The organism is Coleofasciculus sp. (assembly GCF_046539235.1).
Classification (GTDB): Bacteria; Cyanobacteriota; Cyanobacteriia; order Cyanobacteriales; family Coleofasciculaceae; genus Coleofasciculus.
In genome coordinates, this window is sequence record NZ_JBKHHI010000104.1 from 1 (window position 1) to 17,305 (window position 17,305).

General features: G+C 46.5%; 16 protein-coding genes and 1 CRISPR repeat array. Of the genes, 9 read left to right on the forward strand and 7 right to left on the reverse strand.

Annotated features, from left to right (window positions below; all coding sequences use genetic code 11):
• The first annotated feature begins 195 nt into the window (after window positions 1-195).
• Together ACLFWI_RS11730 and ACLFWI_RS11735 are read left to right on the forward strand one after the other, a co-directional pair.
• Window positions 196-396, forward strand: a complete 201-nt coding sequence (locus tag ACLFWI_RS11730; protein ID WP_446413097.1) for a hypothetical protein — start codon at window positions 196-198, stop codon at window positions 394-396.
• 9 nt (window positions 397-405) lie between these two features.
• Complete coding sequence (locus ACLFWI_RS11735; protein WP_446413098.1) at window positions 406-1,119, forward strand: hypothetical protein; 714 nt, start codon at window positions 406-408, stop codon at window positions 1,117-1,119.
• On the opposite strand, the gene pstB is transcribed toward ACLFWI_RS11735, so the two are convergent.
• From pstB to pstS, 5 genes are all read right to left on the reverse strand, one after another.
• Window positions 1,116-1,943 (reverse strand): phosphate ABC transporter ATP-binding protein PstB, encoded by an 828-nt coding sequence (pstB, locus tag ACLFWI_RS11740; protein ID WP_446408049.1) that lies wholly within the window; start codon window positions 1,941-1,943, stop codon window positions 1,116-1,118. The genes ACLFWI_RS11735 and pstB overlap by 4 nt on opposite strands.
• A 124-nt stretch (window positions 1,944-2,067) precedes the next feature.
• Window positions 2,068-2,979 (reverse strand): phosphate ABC transporter permease PstA, encoded by a 912-nt coding sequence (gene pstA / locus ACLFWI_RS11745; RefSeq protein WP_446408050.1) that lies wholly within the window; start codon window positions 2,977-2,979, stop codon window positions 2,068-2,070.
• Window positions 2,957-3,118, reverse strand: coding sequence for a hypothetical protein (locus tag ACLFWI_RS11750; protein ID WP_446413099.1), 162 nt, complete (start codon window positions 3,116-3,118; stop codon window positions 2,957-2,959). Before ACLFWI_RS11750 ends, pstA begins: the two co-directional genes overlap by 23 nt.
• A gap of 25 nt (window positions 3,119-3,143) precedes the next feature.
• Entirely contained in the window at window positions 3,144-4,094 is a 951-nt protein-coding gene (gene pstC, locus ACLFWI_RS11755; protein WP_446408051.1) for a phosphate ABC transporter permease subunit PstC, read from the reverse strand.
• A 229-nt stretch (window positions 4,095-4,323) separates the two neighbouring features.
• A complete protein-coding gene (pstS, locus tag ACLFWI_RS11760; RefSeq protein WP_446408052.1) occupies window positions 4,324-5,466 on the reverse strand; it encodes a phosphate ABC transporter substrate-binding protein PstS in 1,143 nt (380 codons plus the stop codon).
• Window positions 5,467-6,172: 706 nt separating this feature from the next.
• Here pstS and bioB point away from each other — a divergent pair.
• From bioB to lspA, 3 genes are all read left to right on the forward strand, one after another.
• Entirely contained in the window at window positions 6,173-7,378 is a 1,206-nt protein-coding gene (gene bioB / locus ACLFWI_RS11765) for a biotin synthase BioB (protein ID WP_446413100.1), read from the forward strand.
• A gap of 29 nt (window positions 7,379-7,407) precedes the next feature.
• Window positions 7,408-7,992 (forward strand): biotin transporter BioY, encoded by a 585-nt coding sequence (locus ACLFWI_RS11770; protein ID WP_446408054.1) that lies wholly within the window; start codon window positions 7,408-7,410, stop codon window positions 7,990-7,992.
• Between the two features lie 182 nt (window positions 7,993-8,174).
• Window positions 8,175-8,723, forward strand: coding sequence for a signal peptidase II (lspA, locus tag ACLFWI_RS11775; protein ID WP_446408055.1), 549 nt, complete (start codon window positions 8,175-8,177; stop codon window positions 8,721-8,723).
• Window positions 8,724-9,086: 363 nt separating this feature from the next.
• On the opposite strand, the gene ACLFWI_RS11780 is transcribed toward lspA, so the two are convergent.
• Complete coding sequence (locus ACLFWI_RS11780) at window positions 9,087-9,776, reverse strand: peptidase C15 (RefSeq protein ID WP_446413101.1); 690 nt, start codon at window positions 9,774-9,776, stop codon at window positions 9,087-9,089.
• A 66-nt stretch (window positions 9,777-9,842) separates the two neighbouring features.
• On the opposite strand from ACLFWI_RS11780, the gene hisH reads away from it, so the two are divergent.
• Both hisH and ACLFWI_RS11790 read left to right on the forward strand, forming a co-directional pair.
• On the forward strand, window positions 9,843-10,478 hold the full coding sequence (gene hisH, locus ACLFWI_RS11785; protein WP_446408057.1) for an imidazole glycerol phosphate synthase subunit HisH: 636 nt from the start codon (window positions 9,843-9,845) through the stop codon (window positions 10,476-10,478).
• Window positions 10,479-10,654: 176 nt separating this feature from the next.
• Window positions 10,655-11,515 carry a prohibitin family protein gene (locus ACLFWI_RS11790; protein WP_446408058.1) on the forward strand — a complete coding sequence of 287 codons (861 nt, stop codon included), beginning with the start codon at window positions 10,655-10,657 and terminating at the stop codon, window positions 11,513-11,515.
• A gap of 122 nt (window positions 11,516-11,637) precedes the next feature.
• Here ACLFWI_RS11790 and ACLFWI_RS11795 read toward each other — a convergent pair whose 3' ends face one another.
• Window positions 11,638-13,380, reverse strand: coding sequence for a hypothetical protein (locus tag ACLFWI_RS11795; protein WP_446413102.1), 1,743 nt, complete (start codon window positions 13,378-13,380; stop codon window positions 11,638-11,640).
• A gap of 420 nt (window positions 13,381-13,800) precedes the next feature.
• On the opposite strand from ACLFWI_RS11795, the gene ACLFWI_RS11800 reads away from it, so the two are divergent.
• On the forward strand, window positions 13,801-14,079 hold the full coding sequence (locus ACLFWI_RS11800) for a hypothetical protein (protein WP_446408060.1): 279 nt from the start codon (window positions 13,801-13,803) through the stop codon (window positions 14,077-14,079).
• Between the two features lie 952 nt (window positions 14,080-15,031).
• A CRISPR array of direct repeats spans window positions 15,032-15,434; the repeat unit is 36 nt; unit sequence GTTTCAACACCTTTACCTCCTCACAGAGGTCGTGAC.
• Window positions 15,435-15,699: 265 nt separating this feature from the next.
• Window positions 15,700-17,220 (forward strand): RAMP superfamily CRISPR-associated protein, encoded by a 1,521-nt coding sequence (locus tag ACLFWI_RS11805; protein WP_446413103.1) that lies wholly within the window; start codon window positions 15,700-15,702, stop codon window positions 17,218-17,220.
• Window positions 17,221-17,305 lie beyond the last annotated feature (85 nt).

The following is a 17,305-nucleotide window of genomic DNA, read 5'->3' on the forward strand; positions in this document are numbered from 1 at the left end:
GGTTACCAAACCCGGTTACCAAACCCGGTTACCAAACCCGGTTACCAAACCCGGTTACCAAACCCCTGAAAATATCGTATCCTTTGCACAAAGACCGGATTGGTAAGGTGGAGGAGATTGACTTCCTCTGTTCCTCTCCTCTTGCCGATTGACTAAGATTGCTGCAATACTCGCTGTACTCCAGAGGTGTTAACAATGGATTCAAAAACGAACGACGTTAAACAAATAGCATCCCAATTACTCGCAGGGATGCTGGCTAATCCTCATATTTACACCACAATCAGTGATGAGGGACACCAAGGACAGCTAGAACAAAAACTGATCCTGATGGCGGTGGAGATGGCGGAGGACTTGATTGACAAGGTTGAACATCGTCATCCTTCAGAAAACAAGTGAAGCAGCACCATGGGTTATACCACCTACTTCGAGGGAATCTTTAGCCTTGACCAACGATTATGGGATAGCCAAGTTCTCTATTTACTGGCGTTCGCTAATACACGGCGGGTTAAGCGGGATGTCACCGTACTGCAAAATGCTCCTGACCCCGCCAGAGTTGCCGTCGGATTACCCTTAGGCAAGGATGGCGGCTATTTTGTTAATCAACAATGGGATGAAGACCACGATGAGATTTCAGTGGTTGACTATAATAAATCCCCCTCTAATCAACCCGGCTTATGGTGTCAGTGGATTCCCACCTCTGATGGCAGTGGAATTCAATGGAACGGCGGTGAAAAGTTTTATCATTACATCGCTTGGTTACAATATTTGATCCTTCATTTCCTCCAACCTTGGGGGTATCGGTTGCAGGGTGAAGTCAACTGGCAAGGCGAAGATCCCACGGATCAGGGAGTGATTCGGGTTGAAAATAATCAGGTTGTTTTGCCATCAGGGATTGATTTTCTCAAGGAAGCAACTGCTCCCATTGCTGTACCCCATCCGGTGATGCAAGGATTAGAAGCCATTCAAGCTGTCAATAAAACGGCTTTGTCTAGTTGGTTAGCGGCAGAACAAAAAGCCATTGAATTAGGGTATCCTGAAACTGCCCAGTGGATTCAATCCCATCTGGAACTATATATCCGTGGGATGAAGCAAGGATTTGTTGGGGAGGATCAAACTTAACCGAATCGTCCGCTTACATAGTCTCTCGTGGTTTCCTCTTGGGGATTTTGGAAGATATTTTCGGTTTCGTCGTACTCGACTAAATACCCCTGTTTTCCACCCTTTTCTGTGGCTTTAGCATTAAAGAAGGCGGTCATATCGGCAACCCTTGTGGCTTGCTGCATATTGTGTGTCACAATCACAATACTGTACTTTTGTTTCAGTTCGTGCATTAAGTCTTCAACTTTCAGGGTGGAAATTGGGTCAAGAGACGCACAAGGTTCGTCCATTAATACCACATCCGGGTTAATCGCGATCGCACGGGCAATACACAACCGTTGCTGTTGTCCCCCAGATAGGGACATCCCGTTGGTTTTCAGCTTATCTTTGACCTCATCCCATAAGGCGGCAGCGCGTAGGGAACTTTCCACCAACTCATCTAGATTACCTTTATAGTTATTTACCCTAGCACCATAAGCAATATTGTCATAAATTGATTTGGGGAATGGGTTGGGTTTTTGGAACACCATCCCAATCCGCCGCCGTACCTCTACCGGATCAACACTTTTGTCATAAAGGTCTTTCTGGCGATAATAAACCTTACCCTCAATGTGAAATGACTCAATTAAATCATTGAGACGGTTAAAGCAACGGATCAAGGTACTTTTACCACAACCCGAAGGACCAATCAGAGCCGTAATCCGGTTTTTGGGAATTGCCATAGACACCCCTTTAACCGCTAAGAAACTTCCATAGTAAATATCTAGGTTCTCCGTGCGTAAAACCGTTTCCGTTGATTGCTCATTACCTTGATTCGTACTGGCAACTTTTTGATTAGATTCCATAATAATTCCCCCTGAATTTTGATGTGACATCCGGCTACGATAACTGGATTTTAAGGTTTAGACTTTGAACCTTCATCTCCCATTCTATATAGGTCGGTTAATTTGATAATTCATAACTCATAACTCAATAAATGCTTTTCCGGGTTGCCCAGCGAGAGAGAACACTGGTTAATAAGACCAAAGCCACCATGAGTAAAGAAGCAGCCCAGGCTAATTCTTGCTGAGCTAAAAAAGGCGAGGTGGCAAAATTGAAAACTAACACGGCTAGGGAGGGAGTCGGTTGACATAGTCCTGAGGGCCAGAAGAAGGTGAATAGAGCCGTGAAAATTAGCGGGGCTGTTTCGCCAGCGGCGCGAGCAACTGCCAATGTGGTTCCGGTGATGATTGCGGGTAAAGCGGCGGGAAGAACCACTCTCAATACCGTTTGATATTCTGAAGCTCCCACACCTACAGACGCCCAGCGTACATCCTGAGGCACGATTTGCAGGGCTTCATCTGTGGTTCTAACGATAATCGGTAGCATCAGTACTGCTAGTGATACGCCGCCAGCAAATGCCGAGAAACTGCCTGAACAGGGGACGAACCCAGCTCCAATTACGATAATCCCGTAAGCAAATATCCCGGCAATAATTGAAGGAACACCACTCAAGACGTTAGTGGCAAAGCGAATCCAGCGAGCAATTGGACCTGAACTAAATTCTGACAGATAAACGGCGGCTAAAACACCAATGGGAACACTAATCAGCGCCCCAATTCCGACCAAAATCAACGTACCGACAATGGCATTACCAACGCCGCCACCTGATAAACCGGCAGACGGGGGTAAACCCGTAAATAAGTCCAAGTTCAGCCGATTCAATCCTTTAATTATCACATATATAATCACCGCAAACAACGGGATTAGGGCAATAACTAGGCAAGCTCCGGCTAAGATGGTCATTATGATCCCAAATAGCGATCGCCCACTCGTGTATGAACGGGTAAAACTGTGAGTGGGAAAGTCTTCAGCTTGTTTATCTTGGCGATTCTCTGACATAAATTTCTTCAGTTTTGACGTTTTTACCCTTGGCTTCGCTCCAGGGAGCCTGGTTTTTCGGGGCGGGTTTAGGGATTTTAGCCTTGGCTATTGATGGTAAGGTTTGTACCAAACCCGCCCTGAGGTAGATACGTAGCATGCTATGTCTGGAACAACCCCTATCCCTAAAACTTCTTAACTTGGCGCACAACCAACTCCGCCAGAATGTTCACAATCAGGGTTAAGACAAATAGTACAAATCCGGCATACATTAAAGCCGCCACCTGCAAACCCGAGGCTTCGGCAAATTGGTTAGCCAATAGGGAGGCAATAGTATTGGCTGGGGCGAGGAGAGAAAAATTCAGTTGATTAGCATTACCAATCAGCAAAGTCACTGCCATGGTTTCTCCCATTGCTCGACCCAGCCCTAACATTACGCCACCAACAATGCCCGAAAATGCAGCCGGAATCAGCACCCGGAAGATGGATTGCCAGCGGGTGGCTCCCAATCCCAGAGAGGCTTGTCGCAGATCTGGAGGTAGAGACGCCAGGGAATCACGAGAAATTGCCGTGATAATCGGCAAAATCATAATCGTTAAAATAATACCCGCAGGAAACATCCCTACTCGCGTGGGTTCTGTACCAAACAGGGGAATCCAGCCGAAGTTGTTATGTAGCCACTGCTCAAGGGGTAACAGGATTGGCACTAAAACATAAATGCCCCATAACCCGTAAACCACACTAGGAATCGCCGCTAATAGTTCCACCATAAACACGAGGGTCATCCGCGCTGATTTGGGCAGAAAGTTTTCGCTCAAAAACACAGCCGTGCCAATTCCCAAAGGTACAGCAAATAGTAATGCGATCGCGGAACTCACCAGTGTCCCGTAGATCATGGGTAGCGCCCCATATTCTTGTTTGACGGGATTCCAGGCGCTGTTGACCAGAAAATTCAGACCAAATTCCCGCATCGCTGGCAAGGCTTCTCTGCCCACTCCAATCCCGATGAAGATTAAAATTCCGGCAACTGACAGCGCCATGATCAGAGCCAGCCAGACAAACCCCCGATCCGCCGTTTTTTCACCGCCAGATCTTTCGGGGATTACTGCTGAATTGGACTCAGCTTGTGTGGTCATAATTGTATCAAGTGAACCGACTTTAAGAATTCAAGGATACCAGCGAACAAGTCAAACCTAGTATCTTAAGAAGGTGAGGAAGACCCTTCACGACCATCGAGGGAACCTGGTTTTAGGTAGGGGCGGGTTTCACTGTTATCGTTTCGGGTTTACTCCGATGCGACTCGCGCCCGCCCTGAGCGAATGGGGTAATTTTGAATTAACCAGAAAACTCCCCTATCTCCCTCTTTTACTGACTAACCTCAATATCATAATCTGGGCTAATCTGATCAGCCGCTTCTGCCACTTTTTCCCTCACATTTGGCGGCAGCTTCACATACCCTAACTCTGGGGCAATTTCTTGACCTTCAGTCAACGCATATTCAATCGTGGCTTCCAAGGCTTTAGCCGTCTGAGGATCATCATATTCCTCGTAAGCCAAAAGCCAAGTATAGCTAACAATGGGATAAGAGTCTTCGCCTTCGGGATCGGAAATAAATGCCCGCAGGTTTTCTGGCAAAGTCACAGCTTCTAAGGTTTTGGACGCCGATTCATCACTGGGATTGACAAAATTCCCCGCTTGGTTCTCCAAGGCAGCATAGTTGAGATCATTCTGCTTGGCGTAGCCGTATTCAATATAGCCGATCGCACCATTGGTTTGTTGAATCTGAGCCGTAACCCCTTCATTTCCCTTTGCGCCAATCCCGGTGGGCCAATCGACGGTTTTGCCTTCCCCAACTTGCTCTTCCCACTCCGGACTAATCGCACTCAGATGTTTTGTAAAGACACCTGTAGTACCACTACCGTCGGAACGGTGAATCACACTAATCTGCTGATCGGGCAAATCTACACCCTCGTTTGCCTCCGCAATTGCCGGGTCATTCCAGTTGGTAATTTCACCGAGTAAAATATCCACATAGACATCCCGTGGCAGTTTCAGGTCTTCTACTCCTTCCAGGTTGTATGCCAGTACGATACTGCCAGCCGTTATCGGCAGCATCAGAACGCCTCTATCAACTTGCGCGATTTCTTCATCACTTATGGCAACGTCACTAGCGCCGAAGTCTACCGTTTCTTGAGTAAACTGTTCCACGCCAGCGCCACTACCGACAGATTGATAGTTGACTCGCAGTTTCGGATATTTACTATTGATGTCTTGGAACCAACGCTGATAGATCGGGGCGGGGAAAGATGCACCAGCACCGGTGAGGGCAACATTGTTCGCGAGGGCAAGTTTGTCGCCACCCGCACCCATGTCAGATTGATCGGTGTCTGCACCTGTCGTGTCAGTTCCTTGATTCCCACCGCATGCCGCTAGGCTAACGGCTAGAGCCAGTACTGAAACGGAGCGGACTATAGGAGTCGGATTGATGAAAGCGAGACGGAACACCATTTGACTAAGCCTCAAAGACAGTTACACTATGGGAAGTCTCTTGCAGGATACCCCTCATTCGTAAAGAGAAGGTTAACAAATTCCAATTAAATGTCACGGAGTTGCCAAAACTTTATTTTCAACTCAGCAGATAGATAAATGTATTGTAAAGTTTCAATAAGAATTTCCTGTTATTGAATCATAGACTCGTTCACTTATTCCAAATGAATCAAGTCGCCAGCCGATAGAAAAATTATCGGAGTTTCCTGTTTTGTCTTTTGCCTAAACATCCATAGCGTCGCCCTAAGCTGGTGCAGAATGCCGACTATAAGGTATAGTGTTAAGTTGCGGTTCTATCGGTTGTGACATCACGACCAAGCCGTCGAAGTGCAAAGCGAGGGTCTAAGCGTCAACTACCGCACACCAAGCCTTATCGGGTATGGTGTGGGCTTGAATAAGGTCTGTTGACCAGACGGCTCACCTCGACTTATCTCGGCTTCGCTCGATACAAGTCGCGGGCGTGAGCGGAGCTGAACAGAGCAGCCGTTAAGACTAAGAGTTAAAGTTCGTACCTTGGGATGCGTGCCAGTTCCAAGCTCTACAACTGGGTAATTAAACAGGTCATTCGGAAAAGCCAGTGTTACTCAGAAAGTACCGAGTCTTAACATCGTCGAGGCAAACTTTACCAGTAATGAGAGTATCCGAAATATTTAAAAGGCTGACGGCTATGAATATGCATCTTGATTTATTTGTTGGCGGCAATTCCCCAGACGCTGACCGTTCAGGTACAGACGTCCGCCCCCTTGCCGCAATTATGATGGTTCAAACGCCATTACGACAGTCTGACAATTCACTCTATCCGGATGCGGCGAATTCCCCAGCCTCCGGATCAACCTCAGTGCGAGACTGGCTCAACTCTCTCGCCCAAAGGATTATAGCAGGCGATCGCATCAATCGAGAGGAAGCGCTGAAACTGACGCTCCTAGAGGGACAGGATAATATTCTGCTCCTGTGTGAAGCCGCCGATCAAGTGCGCCAAGCCTGCTGTGGCAACACCGTAGATTTATGCAGTATCGTGAACATTAAATCCGGTAGCTGCTCAGAAAACTGCGGTTTTTGCGCCCAGTCTGCCCATCATCCGGGAAAGGATTCTCCCATATACGGACTCAAATCCCCAGAGGAGATACTAGCACAAGCGAAAGCAGCAGATGCAGCAGGGGCAAAACGCTTTTGTCTGGTGAGTCAAGGGCGTGGACCCAAATATCAGTCCCCCAAATCCCCAGAATTTGAGCAAATTCTCCAAACTGTCCAGCGTATTATTAGCGAAACCGGGATTAAACCCTGTTGTGCTTTAGGCGAAGTGACACCGGAACAGGCACAGGCACTCAAGGAAGCCGGAGTCACCCGCTATAACCATAACTTAGAGGCATCGGAGAACTTTTTCCCAGAAATCGTCACCACTCACCGTTGGCGCGATCGCGTCGAGACGATTAAGCACCTGAAAGCGGCGGGAATTCAAGCTTGTACGGGTGGCATTTTGGGAATGGGGGAAACCTGGGAGGATCGGGTGGATTTAGCCTTAGCCTTGCGGGAATTAGAGGTGGAATCCGTCCCCCTAAACTTGCTGAATCCCCGTCAAGGAACGCCCTTGGGAGAACAGACAAAACTTGATCCCTACGAAGCACTAAAGGCGATCGCGATTTTCCGGCTGATTTTACCTGAACAAATCATTCGCTATGCTGGCGGACGAGAAGCGGTGATGGGTGAACTCCAAGCCCTTGGATTGAAAGCCGGGATTAATGCTATGTTAATTGGTCATTACCTAACCACTTTAGGACAGTCGCCAGAACAGGATCATGCCATGTTGGAGTCATTAGGATTAACCGGAGGCGAAGCACCGCTTCCCGGAGAGCATCAATCCCAGCAAGTATAGAGGGGGAGTTAAGAACGATTCGCGTAAAAGTGTCTGCTCCCCATGAACTCGTTTGGGCTTTAATTGGCTTATTACTGACTATCGGTGGCACCTTTTTAGAAGCCTTCGTGACAAATCCGCCCTGGGATTGGTCAAGCCAAGGAATTCAGCCCATTTCCTTAGGCGTTACCTGTCAAATTGGGGCGGTTCTACTTGTTGGGTGTTTAGGCGGAAAAAATGCAGGGGTTCTGTCTCAAATTGCTTATGTGGTTTTAGGCTTAATTTTACCCGTCTTTGACCAAGGCGGGGGGTTAAGCTATGTAATAAAACCCATGTTTGGTTATTTATTAGGATTTATCGCGGGAGCCTGGGTTTGTGGTTTTTTGGCGTTTCGTCTGCCCTTACGATTAGAATCGCTAGGGTTTAGCTGTATATGCGGCTTATTCACGATTCATATTTATGGGATAGGCTATTTAACGATTTTTCATCTTATTTTGAATATGACAAGTAGGAATGGTTTATCGTTGATGGATGCCATGTTGAAATACTCGATTTATCCTTTACCAGGACAGTTAGCCATTGTTTGTGCGGTTACGGTTGTGGCGTATACCCTACGGCATTTATTGTTTTATTAGTCATTGGTCATTGGTCATTGGTCATTTGTCAAGTAATTCTTTCATTCAAAATTTAGTCAGGGCGGGTTTTGAAAAAACATTATCATCAATAGCTGGCGCGACAGTCCCTAAACCCGCCCCGACAAACCAGGTTTCATCGAGAGTCGCGAAGGATCAGAATTTTTCCATTCCTAACTATAACCATGCCTTTTAGAAAAAATCGCTACTTCTGGGTAATTGCCGCTGTTAGTTTAATTGTGGATCAATTAACTAAATATTTAGTGGTACAAAATTTTGCCTTATCCGAAAGTTTGCCTCTGATTCCCGATATTTTTCACTTAACCTATGTACTCAATTCCGGAGCGGCATTTAGTTTGTTTGAGCAGGGCGGAGTTTGGCTGCGCTGGCTATCACTAGCGGTGAGTTTGGGTTTAATGGGTTTGGCATGGTTTGGTTCTCGGCTGAAACCGATTGAGCAGTTAGGCTATGGGTTTATTTTAGGGGGCGCATTGGGGAATGGAATTGACCGCTTTTTTAATGATTGTATCGTTAATGGAAAAGAGTTAACCTGTGTGGTTGATTTTCTGGATTTTCCGATTGTCAAGTTTCCTGTGTTAGTCAATTTTCGTCATATTCAACTCGCCCCTTTTCCAGTGTTTAATTTTGCTGATGTTTTTATTAATCTAGGGATTATCTGTTTGTTAATTATCAGTTTTCGTCCAAGTCCACCGGCGGCTAACTCAAACAGGTAGTAGCCCCTTTTTGTGCAGATTAATTGAAGATGAGGGCGAGTCAAGAAAATTAGTCAGTTTTCCCTTTAACGCTAGTCCGGCGACTACGCCCCTACAGGGATTATAGCGCTTTCCCAACGTATGAGGTACACCTAAATGTAGGGGCAATGTAGGGGTGCAAAGCTTGCGCCCTTAACGATGTATCGCATCAAACCGGAAATTGCTATATAAATGGTTATCGAAAGGACGCGAGATGCAAGAGACGAAACACCTGTGGTTCTTGTGTAGGGGCGACCCGCTTGCATCAATTAACAACTGGAGTCCACTCAATTTGCTCGGGTCGCCCTCTATTGAAACGAGAAGGAATCTATGTTGTCTTTGTCTCTAAGCAGCAGTAGTTATGTCTCTTATTTGGTTTTGGCGTTGAATGGTTGCCCAAACTGCTAGTCTGGAAAGAATTAGGCGAAAATCTGTCATAATTGTGGATATATTTTCGGTCGTTAATACAGGAACGTGGACAAAGATACAACCAGTTGTCGGGGCATAATCGCGCAAATAGCTTAATACTTGATAATAGAGTCCTTCACAGACAAATTTACCTGCGTCGTAACTCATCTCAGTTTCGGTTAATCCCTCTAATAGTTCCTCTAAGTCTACAGAGGTGTTGAGGAAGTGAGTTTCGACGTTTGTCTTATTGCCAAGTAAGGCGGAAAGAAAATAGGACAACCCTTGAAAGCGAAAGATTTTCTGAAGCACTATATAGTAAATAAACCAATAAAATTGAGCAACAACATATCGAGGGGTTGCCCCAGCTTCTACAGTTAATCGGGAACGGGATTCAGCCATACCGCAACAGATTACCACATCCGGTTGCAGGTGTTTAATTTTCGCGATCGCTAAATCACTGGCGGGAAATACGTCCACGGGTAGCTGTCTCAGGAAGGTTAAAGATAGGGCTTGATCGGGGAAGGGGTCATTCTCAGCTTGGAGTTTGAGGAGTAAATCATCGGACGCATTGGATTTCTGATCAGGTAACCAGGTTTGAAAGGAAGTCAAAAGGATGGTTGTTGGCATTTATAGATTAAGCAAGGAACTCATTAAAATATAGATTGAACCATAAAAATAATGAGGAATCGGTTCATGCCAATCATTGCGGTGGTTGATTACGATATGGGTAACTTGCACTCGGCTTGTAAAGGGTTGGAGAATGCAGGTGCAACAACCAAGATAACGGATGTCGCGGCTGAGATTGAACAGGCGGATGCAGTGGTACTACCGGGAGTCGGTTCCTTTGATCCGGCGGTACAGCATTTGCGATCGCGCGGACTCGATGAACCGATTAAACGGGTAATTGCTAGTGGTAAACCGTTCCTGGGTATCTGTTTGGGGTTACAAATTCTATTTGAGGGTTCAGAAGAAGGAAAAGAACCCGGATTAGGGATTATCCCTGGAAAAGTACGGCGATTTCAGCCAGAACCGGATATCCGCATTCCGCAGATGGGGTGGAACCACTTGGAGTTCACTCAACCGGATTGTCCCTTGTGGATGCAGTTATCAGAAAATCCCCAAGTTTATTTTGTCCATTCCTACTACGTTGACCCCGTTGATCCGACGATTCGCGCCGCTACAGTAACACATGGGTCACAACAAGTCACGGCGGCGATCGCGCGGGATAATATGATGGCGGTTCAGTTCCATCCTGAAAAGTCGTCCACGGCAGGCTTACAAATTCTATCGAACTTTGTTACCCACCTGCAAACGCCTGTATCTGTATAAGATTGGCGAACAGACAACAGATGGAAATGAGGAATATGGGGATGTAGAGACGTTGCATGCAACGTCTCTACATCCGGGCTGGTTTTGCTCATCTTTTCCTTTATCGCCGCAATTGAGTCTGAACATTGGTAGGCTGTAAAGAGTCGCCAATGGCGTTTGAGTAAGGAGAGTAAACGTTGAAGTATCAGAATTCACAGAATTGGCAAGCTTTAGTGGGAGGGATTATCGCAGCAGCCTTGATTCTCCTTAGCTTTAGCTCCTTTGTGATCATCAACCCAGGTCAAGCCGGGGTAATCAGCATCTTGGGTAAAGCCAGAGATGGAGCCTTACTAGAGGGAATCCACATTAAACCCCCTTTGGTTTCAGTGGTGGACGTATATGATGTGACTGTGCAGAAATTTGAAGTTCCCGCCCAGAGTTCCACCAAGGATCTTCAGGATCTATCGGCTAGCTTCGCGATCAACTTCCGCCTTGATCCCACACAGGTGGTTACGATCCGACGCACACAAGGCACATTACAGAATATCGTCTCCAAAATTATCGCCCCCCAGACGCAGGAATCGTTCAAAGTTGCAGCGGCTCGGCGAACGGTAGAAGAAGCGATCACCAAACGGACTGAACTGAAGCAGGACTTTGATAATGCTTTGAATGAACGGTTGGAAAAGTATGGCATCATCGTCCTGGATACCAGCGTGGTTGACCTAAACTTCTCCCCAGAGTTCTCCAGGGCGGTTGAGGAAAAACAAATCGCTGAACAACGGGCGCAACGTGCTGTTTACGTTGCCCGGGAAGCCGAACAACAAGCCCAAGCGGACATTAATCGCGCCAAGGGTAGAGCCGAAGCCCAACGACTATTAGCGGAAACCCTGAGAGAGCAAGGTGGACCATTGGTTCTGCAAAAAGAAGCGATCGAAGCCTGGAAACAAGGTGGGGCACAAATGCCGAAAGTTTTGGTCATGAGCGGTGATTCCAATAGTAGTGTGCCATTCCTGTTTAACTTAGGGGATGTGGCACAGGAAGCGACGCTATCCCGGTAAGGAGACGAAATATCCTCTAGGGACGACCCGCTTCGTCTAGTGAACAACTCCAGACGATGAGGTACAGCCTCAAGCAAGATCCCCGACAACTCCTACGAAGTCGGGGATCTGTCTTGTGTACCTCACTTACTTGAATGGTGCTTTGGTAAAATACACTCTGCCTCTAAAACCATCAATCCCGGCGTTTCCCAAACCGCACAATCAGTTCTCAACGATGCCAAAACAGGTTGTTTCCCAGCTTTAAGTTGAGCGATGGCTTGATTTGCCGCAGGTTGGTACTGCATCAACCAAGAATCATTGGCAATCGATTCGGCTGTTAACGGTGTAGTCGGTAGCAGCCAAAAATCAATCCCATACTTTTGGATAAACTCCTGGACAATCGCCAAATCTGGACTATATTGTGCTTCAATTAAATCCGACATCCGTTGGCGAAATTGGCGATAATAGCCCCAATGATAAGGAATTGCATATTCGCGACCAACTAAAATTGACCGTTGAGCAAAGGTGGGTAAATTATTCGCTTCTTCCACTAAGGAGGCAATTTTACTGTCTTTGGGTTGCTGTTGAAAAAACTCATATAACGTCGGCACATTGCCACCAATATAAGCCGTCCAGGGAAACGTATCCAGAACCAAGTGAGGATATCCTATTAAGGTAATTCCGATTAAACTGGTTAAAGCTAATGCCAAAACTGATCCCAATTTAACCGTAGAGACGCGCCATGGCGCGTCTCTACAGGCGAAAACCGCGTCTAGGATTAGGGTGATAACGATTGCCGCCGCCAGCGCGATCGCAATCCGCAGGCTATGCTGAGTATAACGGCTGGGTAGGTGCAGTTTGAACAGCAGGGCATGGGCGGCTAAAAATAAAATAGCTGACGCGACTAAGAACTTGCCTAAGACTCCCATCTTCCCAGTTACCTGCTTGGCGAGGGGGAAACGAGAGGGAAAGCGTAGCATAACGGGTAATAGCAACCCCAAATAACTCAGAGGCGGTGCTAAAGCGGTATCAATGCGGATACCACTGCGTCCATTAAACCAGAATGACCAAGCGTCGTTGACAAAAAATCGGGTTCGCCCTTGAGATAAGAAATCGGGTAAACCTTTGGCTTGTGCCGCCGTGATCACTGGGGCAAATTCTGATAGACTCATCGTGTAGGGTAATAACACCGCAAACGCCACCGCCAAACCCGTGAAACAGAACACATAATCGCGGCGATGGTGAGACAAACAGGGGAATTTCCGGTTAAACCGCCATAACTGCAAAATCAGAAACGCCGCGCAGACTAGCACCAATGAGGGATAGAATAATCCTAACAGCGCGATCGCGATTCCCATACCTATCAGCGATTGGCGCATCCCATAATACAAAAACGCCAACAGGATAGGATAGATAAACGCTTTGGGAGTTCCCGATATCAACCCATCCTGCATCCACAGATTTTGATTCAGCAGTACAGATGCAATAAATCCAGTCAGAGGTATGGGTAACAATTGCACCGCCACGCCAAAACAGTAACCTGTGGTAACTAATCCCAAAACCAGGGGCAAAACTTTACTCAAAACAATCGGATCAATCCCAATCCCTGCCATGAAATGATACAGGGCGCGATAGCCTAAGGGGGCAACCGATTGGAAATAATCGGCAATTATATCATCAGGAAATAACTCTGGGTCTAAAAATCGCCGCATCCAGAAGACGTGTTGTCGCGCATCATCCTGCACCACGTACTCGCTGCTGAAGGCGGGTTGAAGGGCTAAAGTGCTGTAAATTGTGGCAACGAGAAGGCTTAGAGTCAACCAAAATCGGATAGTATTGCTTGACTTATCAGTTATTGTATCAGCAATAAATTGATCAAAACGCATCGTTTCTAATTGGGTGGCGTTTTCAAAATACAATCTGCCTGTAGCACAGTCAACTCTCCTGTTTCATAAACTAAACATTTGTCAATTACCTTTGACAAAGCGGGAGTTATTCCCCGTGTTAATTTTGCCAATGTGCATTGTATAACGACTGGGATGATGAAGCTTGAATAGAATGTCGCCCATCATCCTACGTGGAATAGGTTTGGTTCGTAGTAAGGGCTTTAGCCCTAATTTCTTATGTTTTCGGGACCTAGGGTTAATTCATCAAATTAGGTGTGCCACGCCACTACACCACGTACTGGCGGCTGGAGGCGAAGTCTGCCGAGAAATTGTTAAGAAAGATGTAAGTAATGCATAGTTTTGATATACTAAAGAGTAGAGAGTAAAATTAATTTGAACTCAGTCAACTGAGAGAAACCAATGCGGAAACCCGTACTTGTCGTTTTATTTATTTTAGGGCTAGTATTATCAACCACAATCCGACTAGCTCCCGCGCCAGCGACAACCCCTGATTCCCAAGTGTATACCTGGGGGTTTGTGCGTCCCGGAAGTCAGCAATTAGTTTGTAAGCAGATTACTATTCATCCAGAAAAAGAGGTGGTTTCCCCAGCCTCGCACCATAAAGCGGTAAAGATGTCCTCTAGATCGAAAATTGTTGAGGATCGCTATTGTTCCCATTTAACTAAACCGTTTGCATAGCATCGATTGGTTTAATCGTCGGTGATGTCGTGGCGGGGGATACCTAACTTAATTGATTTATCTCACACGCCCGGAAACCGTAGGGGCGCACCGACGTGCGCCCGTGTTAACTTAAGCTATAACCCCCTCACCCCCAACCCCTCTCCCACCAGGGGAGAGGGGAGCAAGAAAGATAAAAGGGGAGCATCCCATTTTGGCAGATAGCCGGGAAAGGTCAATTTTTAATTCGCGATTATTATTCGCGAGTTAAAATCGCGAATAAACTTTCTCTCTTTTCCAAAATGGGATGCTCCCGATAAAAGGGTGTTCTTTTCCCTGATACTAGAAGCGGTTTTATGTGATGGTTCCCCTTCTTTCTCCCCATTTCAAAGAGCGAGAAAGAAGAGAGAGGAGAGCAGCGATAACCTTTCAACACTATCCGCCCTTGCCTAAATTGGCAGTAGATTGGGTCGGAAATAATCGACAATAAACAAGAATTTATTTCAGCCTCAAAGAAGCGAAGGATTTGTGATATTTTGCGCTTTTTTTAGGGGACGATGGAGCAATAAGTAGTCGGACAAAAGAAAACGGTATGCTCCGACAAGTGCAAGTAAATCGCCGTCAAACCCTTACTGTTCCCTGTTAAGAGTTCCCTAATCTCATTTGAGTAACCGCCGCTACACAGACAGAATCCGTGATTTTTTTCCATTTCCGCGTCGGCGGACTTTTTTGGTAGGGTTCCGCGATTTTAATTGCTAAAGCTTTGTCAACACTGACATCATCTAGGTTCGTAGTCAGCACTTTAGTGCTTTAAGCGCTGAAGCGCTGACTACAAACTTTTAAATTAGCGGTCAGCACTTTAGTGCTTTAAGCGCTGAAGCGCTGACTACAAACTTTCAAATTAGCGACATTCACCTCCTAACAACAGGTTATGACCCGACATTCGGATGTTCGTCAAGGCTGACTTTGCTCGGTTTCAACACCTTTACCTCCTCACAGAGGTCGTGACTTCTGAGATTGACGCAATTATCGGGAAGTACATAGAAGTTTCAACACCTTTACCTCCTCACAGAGGTCGTGACTGAATCAAATCAACTAGACCGATTTCATCAACGCCAGTTTCAACACCTTTACCTCCTCACAGAGGTCGTGACCGAAATACAAGTAATGGACTCTGAAGACTTTCCTGAAGTTTCAACACCTTTACCTCCTCACAGAGGTCGTGACGAGCGTGTGGCGTCGGGAGAAGAATCAATCTACAACTAATTGTTTCAACACCTTTACCTCCTCACAGAGGTCGTGACTCACAGTGCCATTCTTAGCCCAGACGAAACATTTTCGTTTCAACACCTTTACCTCCTCACAGAGGTCGTGACCCCTCAATTTAAAACCCTTACCCCGCCTAATGTCCAGAGGCAGTTTGCGAAGCTTACCGATTTTGTCCCCACAAATCCCCCACAACTCCCGAAAAAAATCGCTAGAACCCTTACCAGACAAGGCGGCGAAGTTTCCAACGAAAGAATAGGCATTTCAGCGATTTTGGTTAACCCTCGCAATTTGTGCAATTATCACAAGACCCTAAACAACCCATTGAGCCAAGCTATAGTTGAGAAAGTATCATCCTGCTACCCCCCAACTATCATGCTACCCTTACCCACAGAACTCCCCCAGTGGTACACCGTTGAACCCACAGAAGAGAAAGGATGGACTCCCAAAACCATTGACATTCTAGAAAAGCCGGAAAATCAAGACATTATTCAGGCGTGGAAAGGAACATTTGAACCCAACCCCTCCCATACCTACACCATTCGTCTAGATAAACTACAAGTTATCAGTCCCATTCAAGTCGGAGGTGGACGCTTTCCTGAAGGTGGCATATTACCCGCCCAAATTAGCGGTGTTCCTTATATTCCGGGTTCCAGTGTTCGAGGCGCTTTCCTGCATTGGCTGCAGGTGAAATGGCAGGATTTATCCACGGCTGAACAAGAATTTTGGTCAACTCTATTGACCGCTAATCGCCAAAGCTGGCAACCGCGAACGATTCGATTTGAAAGTATTCGTTTAAAAAACCTTAAACCCTTTCCCCTAAATCCGCAACAACTGTGGCAGGTTTTCAATCAAAAAAGCAACAAACTAGGGATACAATGGCAAGTTTCCCCTCACCATCCGCCTCGTCCTAGTCCCGATAGATTTTGTCTGCAAGTCTTACTCCACGATAATCCCACGGCTGAACAAAAATCTTGGCTGGAAAACCGACTCACAGAAATGTTACAAGAACAAGGGATTGGACGAGGTACAGCTTCCGGTTTTGGTCGCTTAGCCAAATCCGTACCATCGGGACAGTGGGAACTCCAATTAACTGGAATGAAACCCGGTGTTCAACCCCACAGTCCCCAAGATAAACAAATAGGCAAATATCGTTGGAGTCCGCAAGTGCTACGGGCTAACTTACGCGGTTATTTTACTCGTTTAGCCCTTTATTTATTAAACCGCGATCGCGCCGAAAAATTGACGAGTATAATTTTTGGGGGATTGGGGTGTCCGGCTCAATTAAGGTTAACCAGTTACCTGAAGCAGGTTGTCAAACCCCGTCCTGGAGATATACCCAGCAATAATTACACCAATATTCCCGCCCAAGATGCTCATCAAACCTGGCGAATTTCTGTTAACTGTAATTCCCTGTTTCAAGACTTAGTGGGTGGATTACTGGATTTAGCTAGTCGTTTGGGGGGAATGGGTCCCGGTTGGCGCAGACCCCCGCATCAGTTGGAACGGTTTAATGGGTTTCGGGGGAGTGAATTTACCGTCACGCCAGCGAACTCTGAGCAACCGTTAAATGAGTTAATTGATTCTCTCAAAGATGTGATTAGGAATTTGGCGCAAAGGTATCGCTTCCCGCTTTTGCCTAATCCGCTTTCTGTTCCAGGTAGCATTATCAGCATTTGGCGGGGAAAATCAGACCAGTGGCGCGATATTGTTCATGGTGTTTGCCGGACTACTGCTAAGAATCGTCCGGATTGGTGTGGAAATACTCAGAGTCGCCCGTCGGGTTATGCTGTGCGACAAGATGAAACTTATTGTCTGATTACTGTATTTGATTCTAGGCTGGAAGCGACGTTAAGACGACAAGGTTTTCAGTCGATTTGGTCGGGGATATCTTGATTGAGCAACGTAATAGGTCTCTAATGTAAATTAGGATGGGTGGCGCTAAAGCGCTTACTACGAACGCCTAAGTAATAGGTCTCTA

Bases quoted from the DNA above. Each gene is read 5' to 3' on its own strand.
- ACLFWI_RS11730 (WP_446413097.1), top strand. From the start codon at position 196: ATGGATTCAAAAACGAACGACGTTAAACAAATAGCATCCCAATTACTC.
- ACLFWI_RS11735 (WP_446413098.1), top strand. From the start codon at position 406: ATGGGTTATACCACCTACTTCGAGGGAATCTTTAGCCTTGACCAACGA.
- pstB (WP_446408049.1), bottom strand. From the start codon at position 1,943: ATGGAATCTAATCAAAAAGTTGCCAGTACGAATCAAGGTAATGAGCAA.
- pstA (WP_446408050.1), bottom strand. From the start codon at position 2,979: ATGTCAGAGAATCGCCAAGATAAACAAGCTGAAGACTTTCCCACTCAC.
- ACLFWI_RS11750 (WP_446413099.1), bottom strand. From the start codon at position 3,118: ATGCTACGTATCTACCTCAGGGCGGGTTTGGTACAAACCTTACCATCA.
- pstC (WP_446408051.1), bottom strand. From the start codon at position 4,094: ATGACCACACAAGCTGAGTCCAATTCAGCAGTAATCCCCGAAAGATCT.
- pstS (WP_446408052.1), bottom strand. From the start codon at position 5,466: ATGGTGTTCCGTCTCGCTTTCATCAATCCGACTCCTATAGTCCGCTCC.
- bioB (WP_446413100.1), top strand. From the start codon at position 6,173: ATGAATATGCATCTTGATTTATTTGTTGGCGGCAATTCCCCAGACGCT.
- lspA (WP_446408055.1), top strand. From the start codon at position 8,175: ATGCCTTTTAGAAAAAATCGCTACTTCTGGGTAATTGCCGCTGTTAGT.
- ACLFWI_RS11780 (WP_446413101.1), bottom strand. From the start codon at position 9,776: ATGCCAACAACCATCCTTTTGACTTCCTTTCAAACCTGGTTACCTGAT.
- hisH (WP_446408057.1), top strand. From the start codon at position 9,843: ATGCCAATCATTGCGGTGGTTGATTACGATATGGGTAACTTGCACTCG.
- ACLFWI_RS11795 (WP_446413102.1), bottom strand. From the start codon at position 13,380: ATGCGTTTTGATCAATTTATTGCTGATACAATAACTGATAAGTCAAGC.
- ACLFWI_RS11800 (WP_446408060.1), top strand. From the start codon at position 13,801: ATGCGGAAACCCGTACTTGTCGTTTTATTTATTTTAGGGCTAGTATTA.
- ACLFWI_RS11805 (WP_446413103.1), top strand. From the start codon at position 15,700: ATGCTACCCTTACCCACAGAACTCCCCCAGTGGTACACCGTTGAACCC.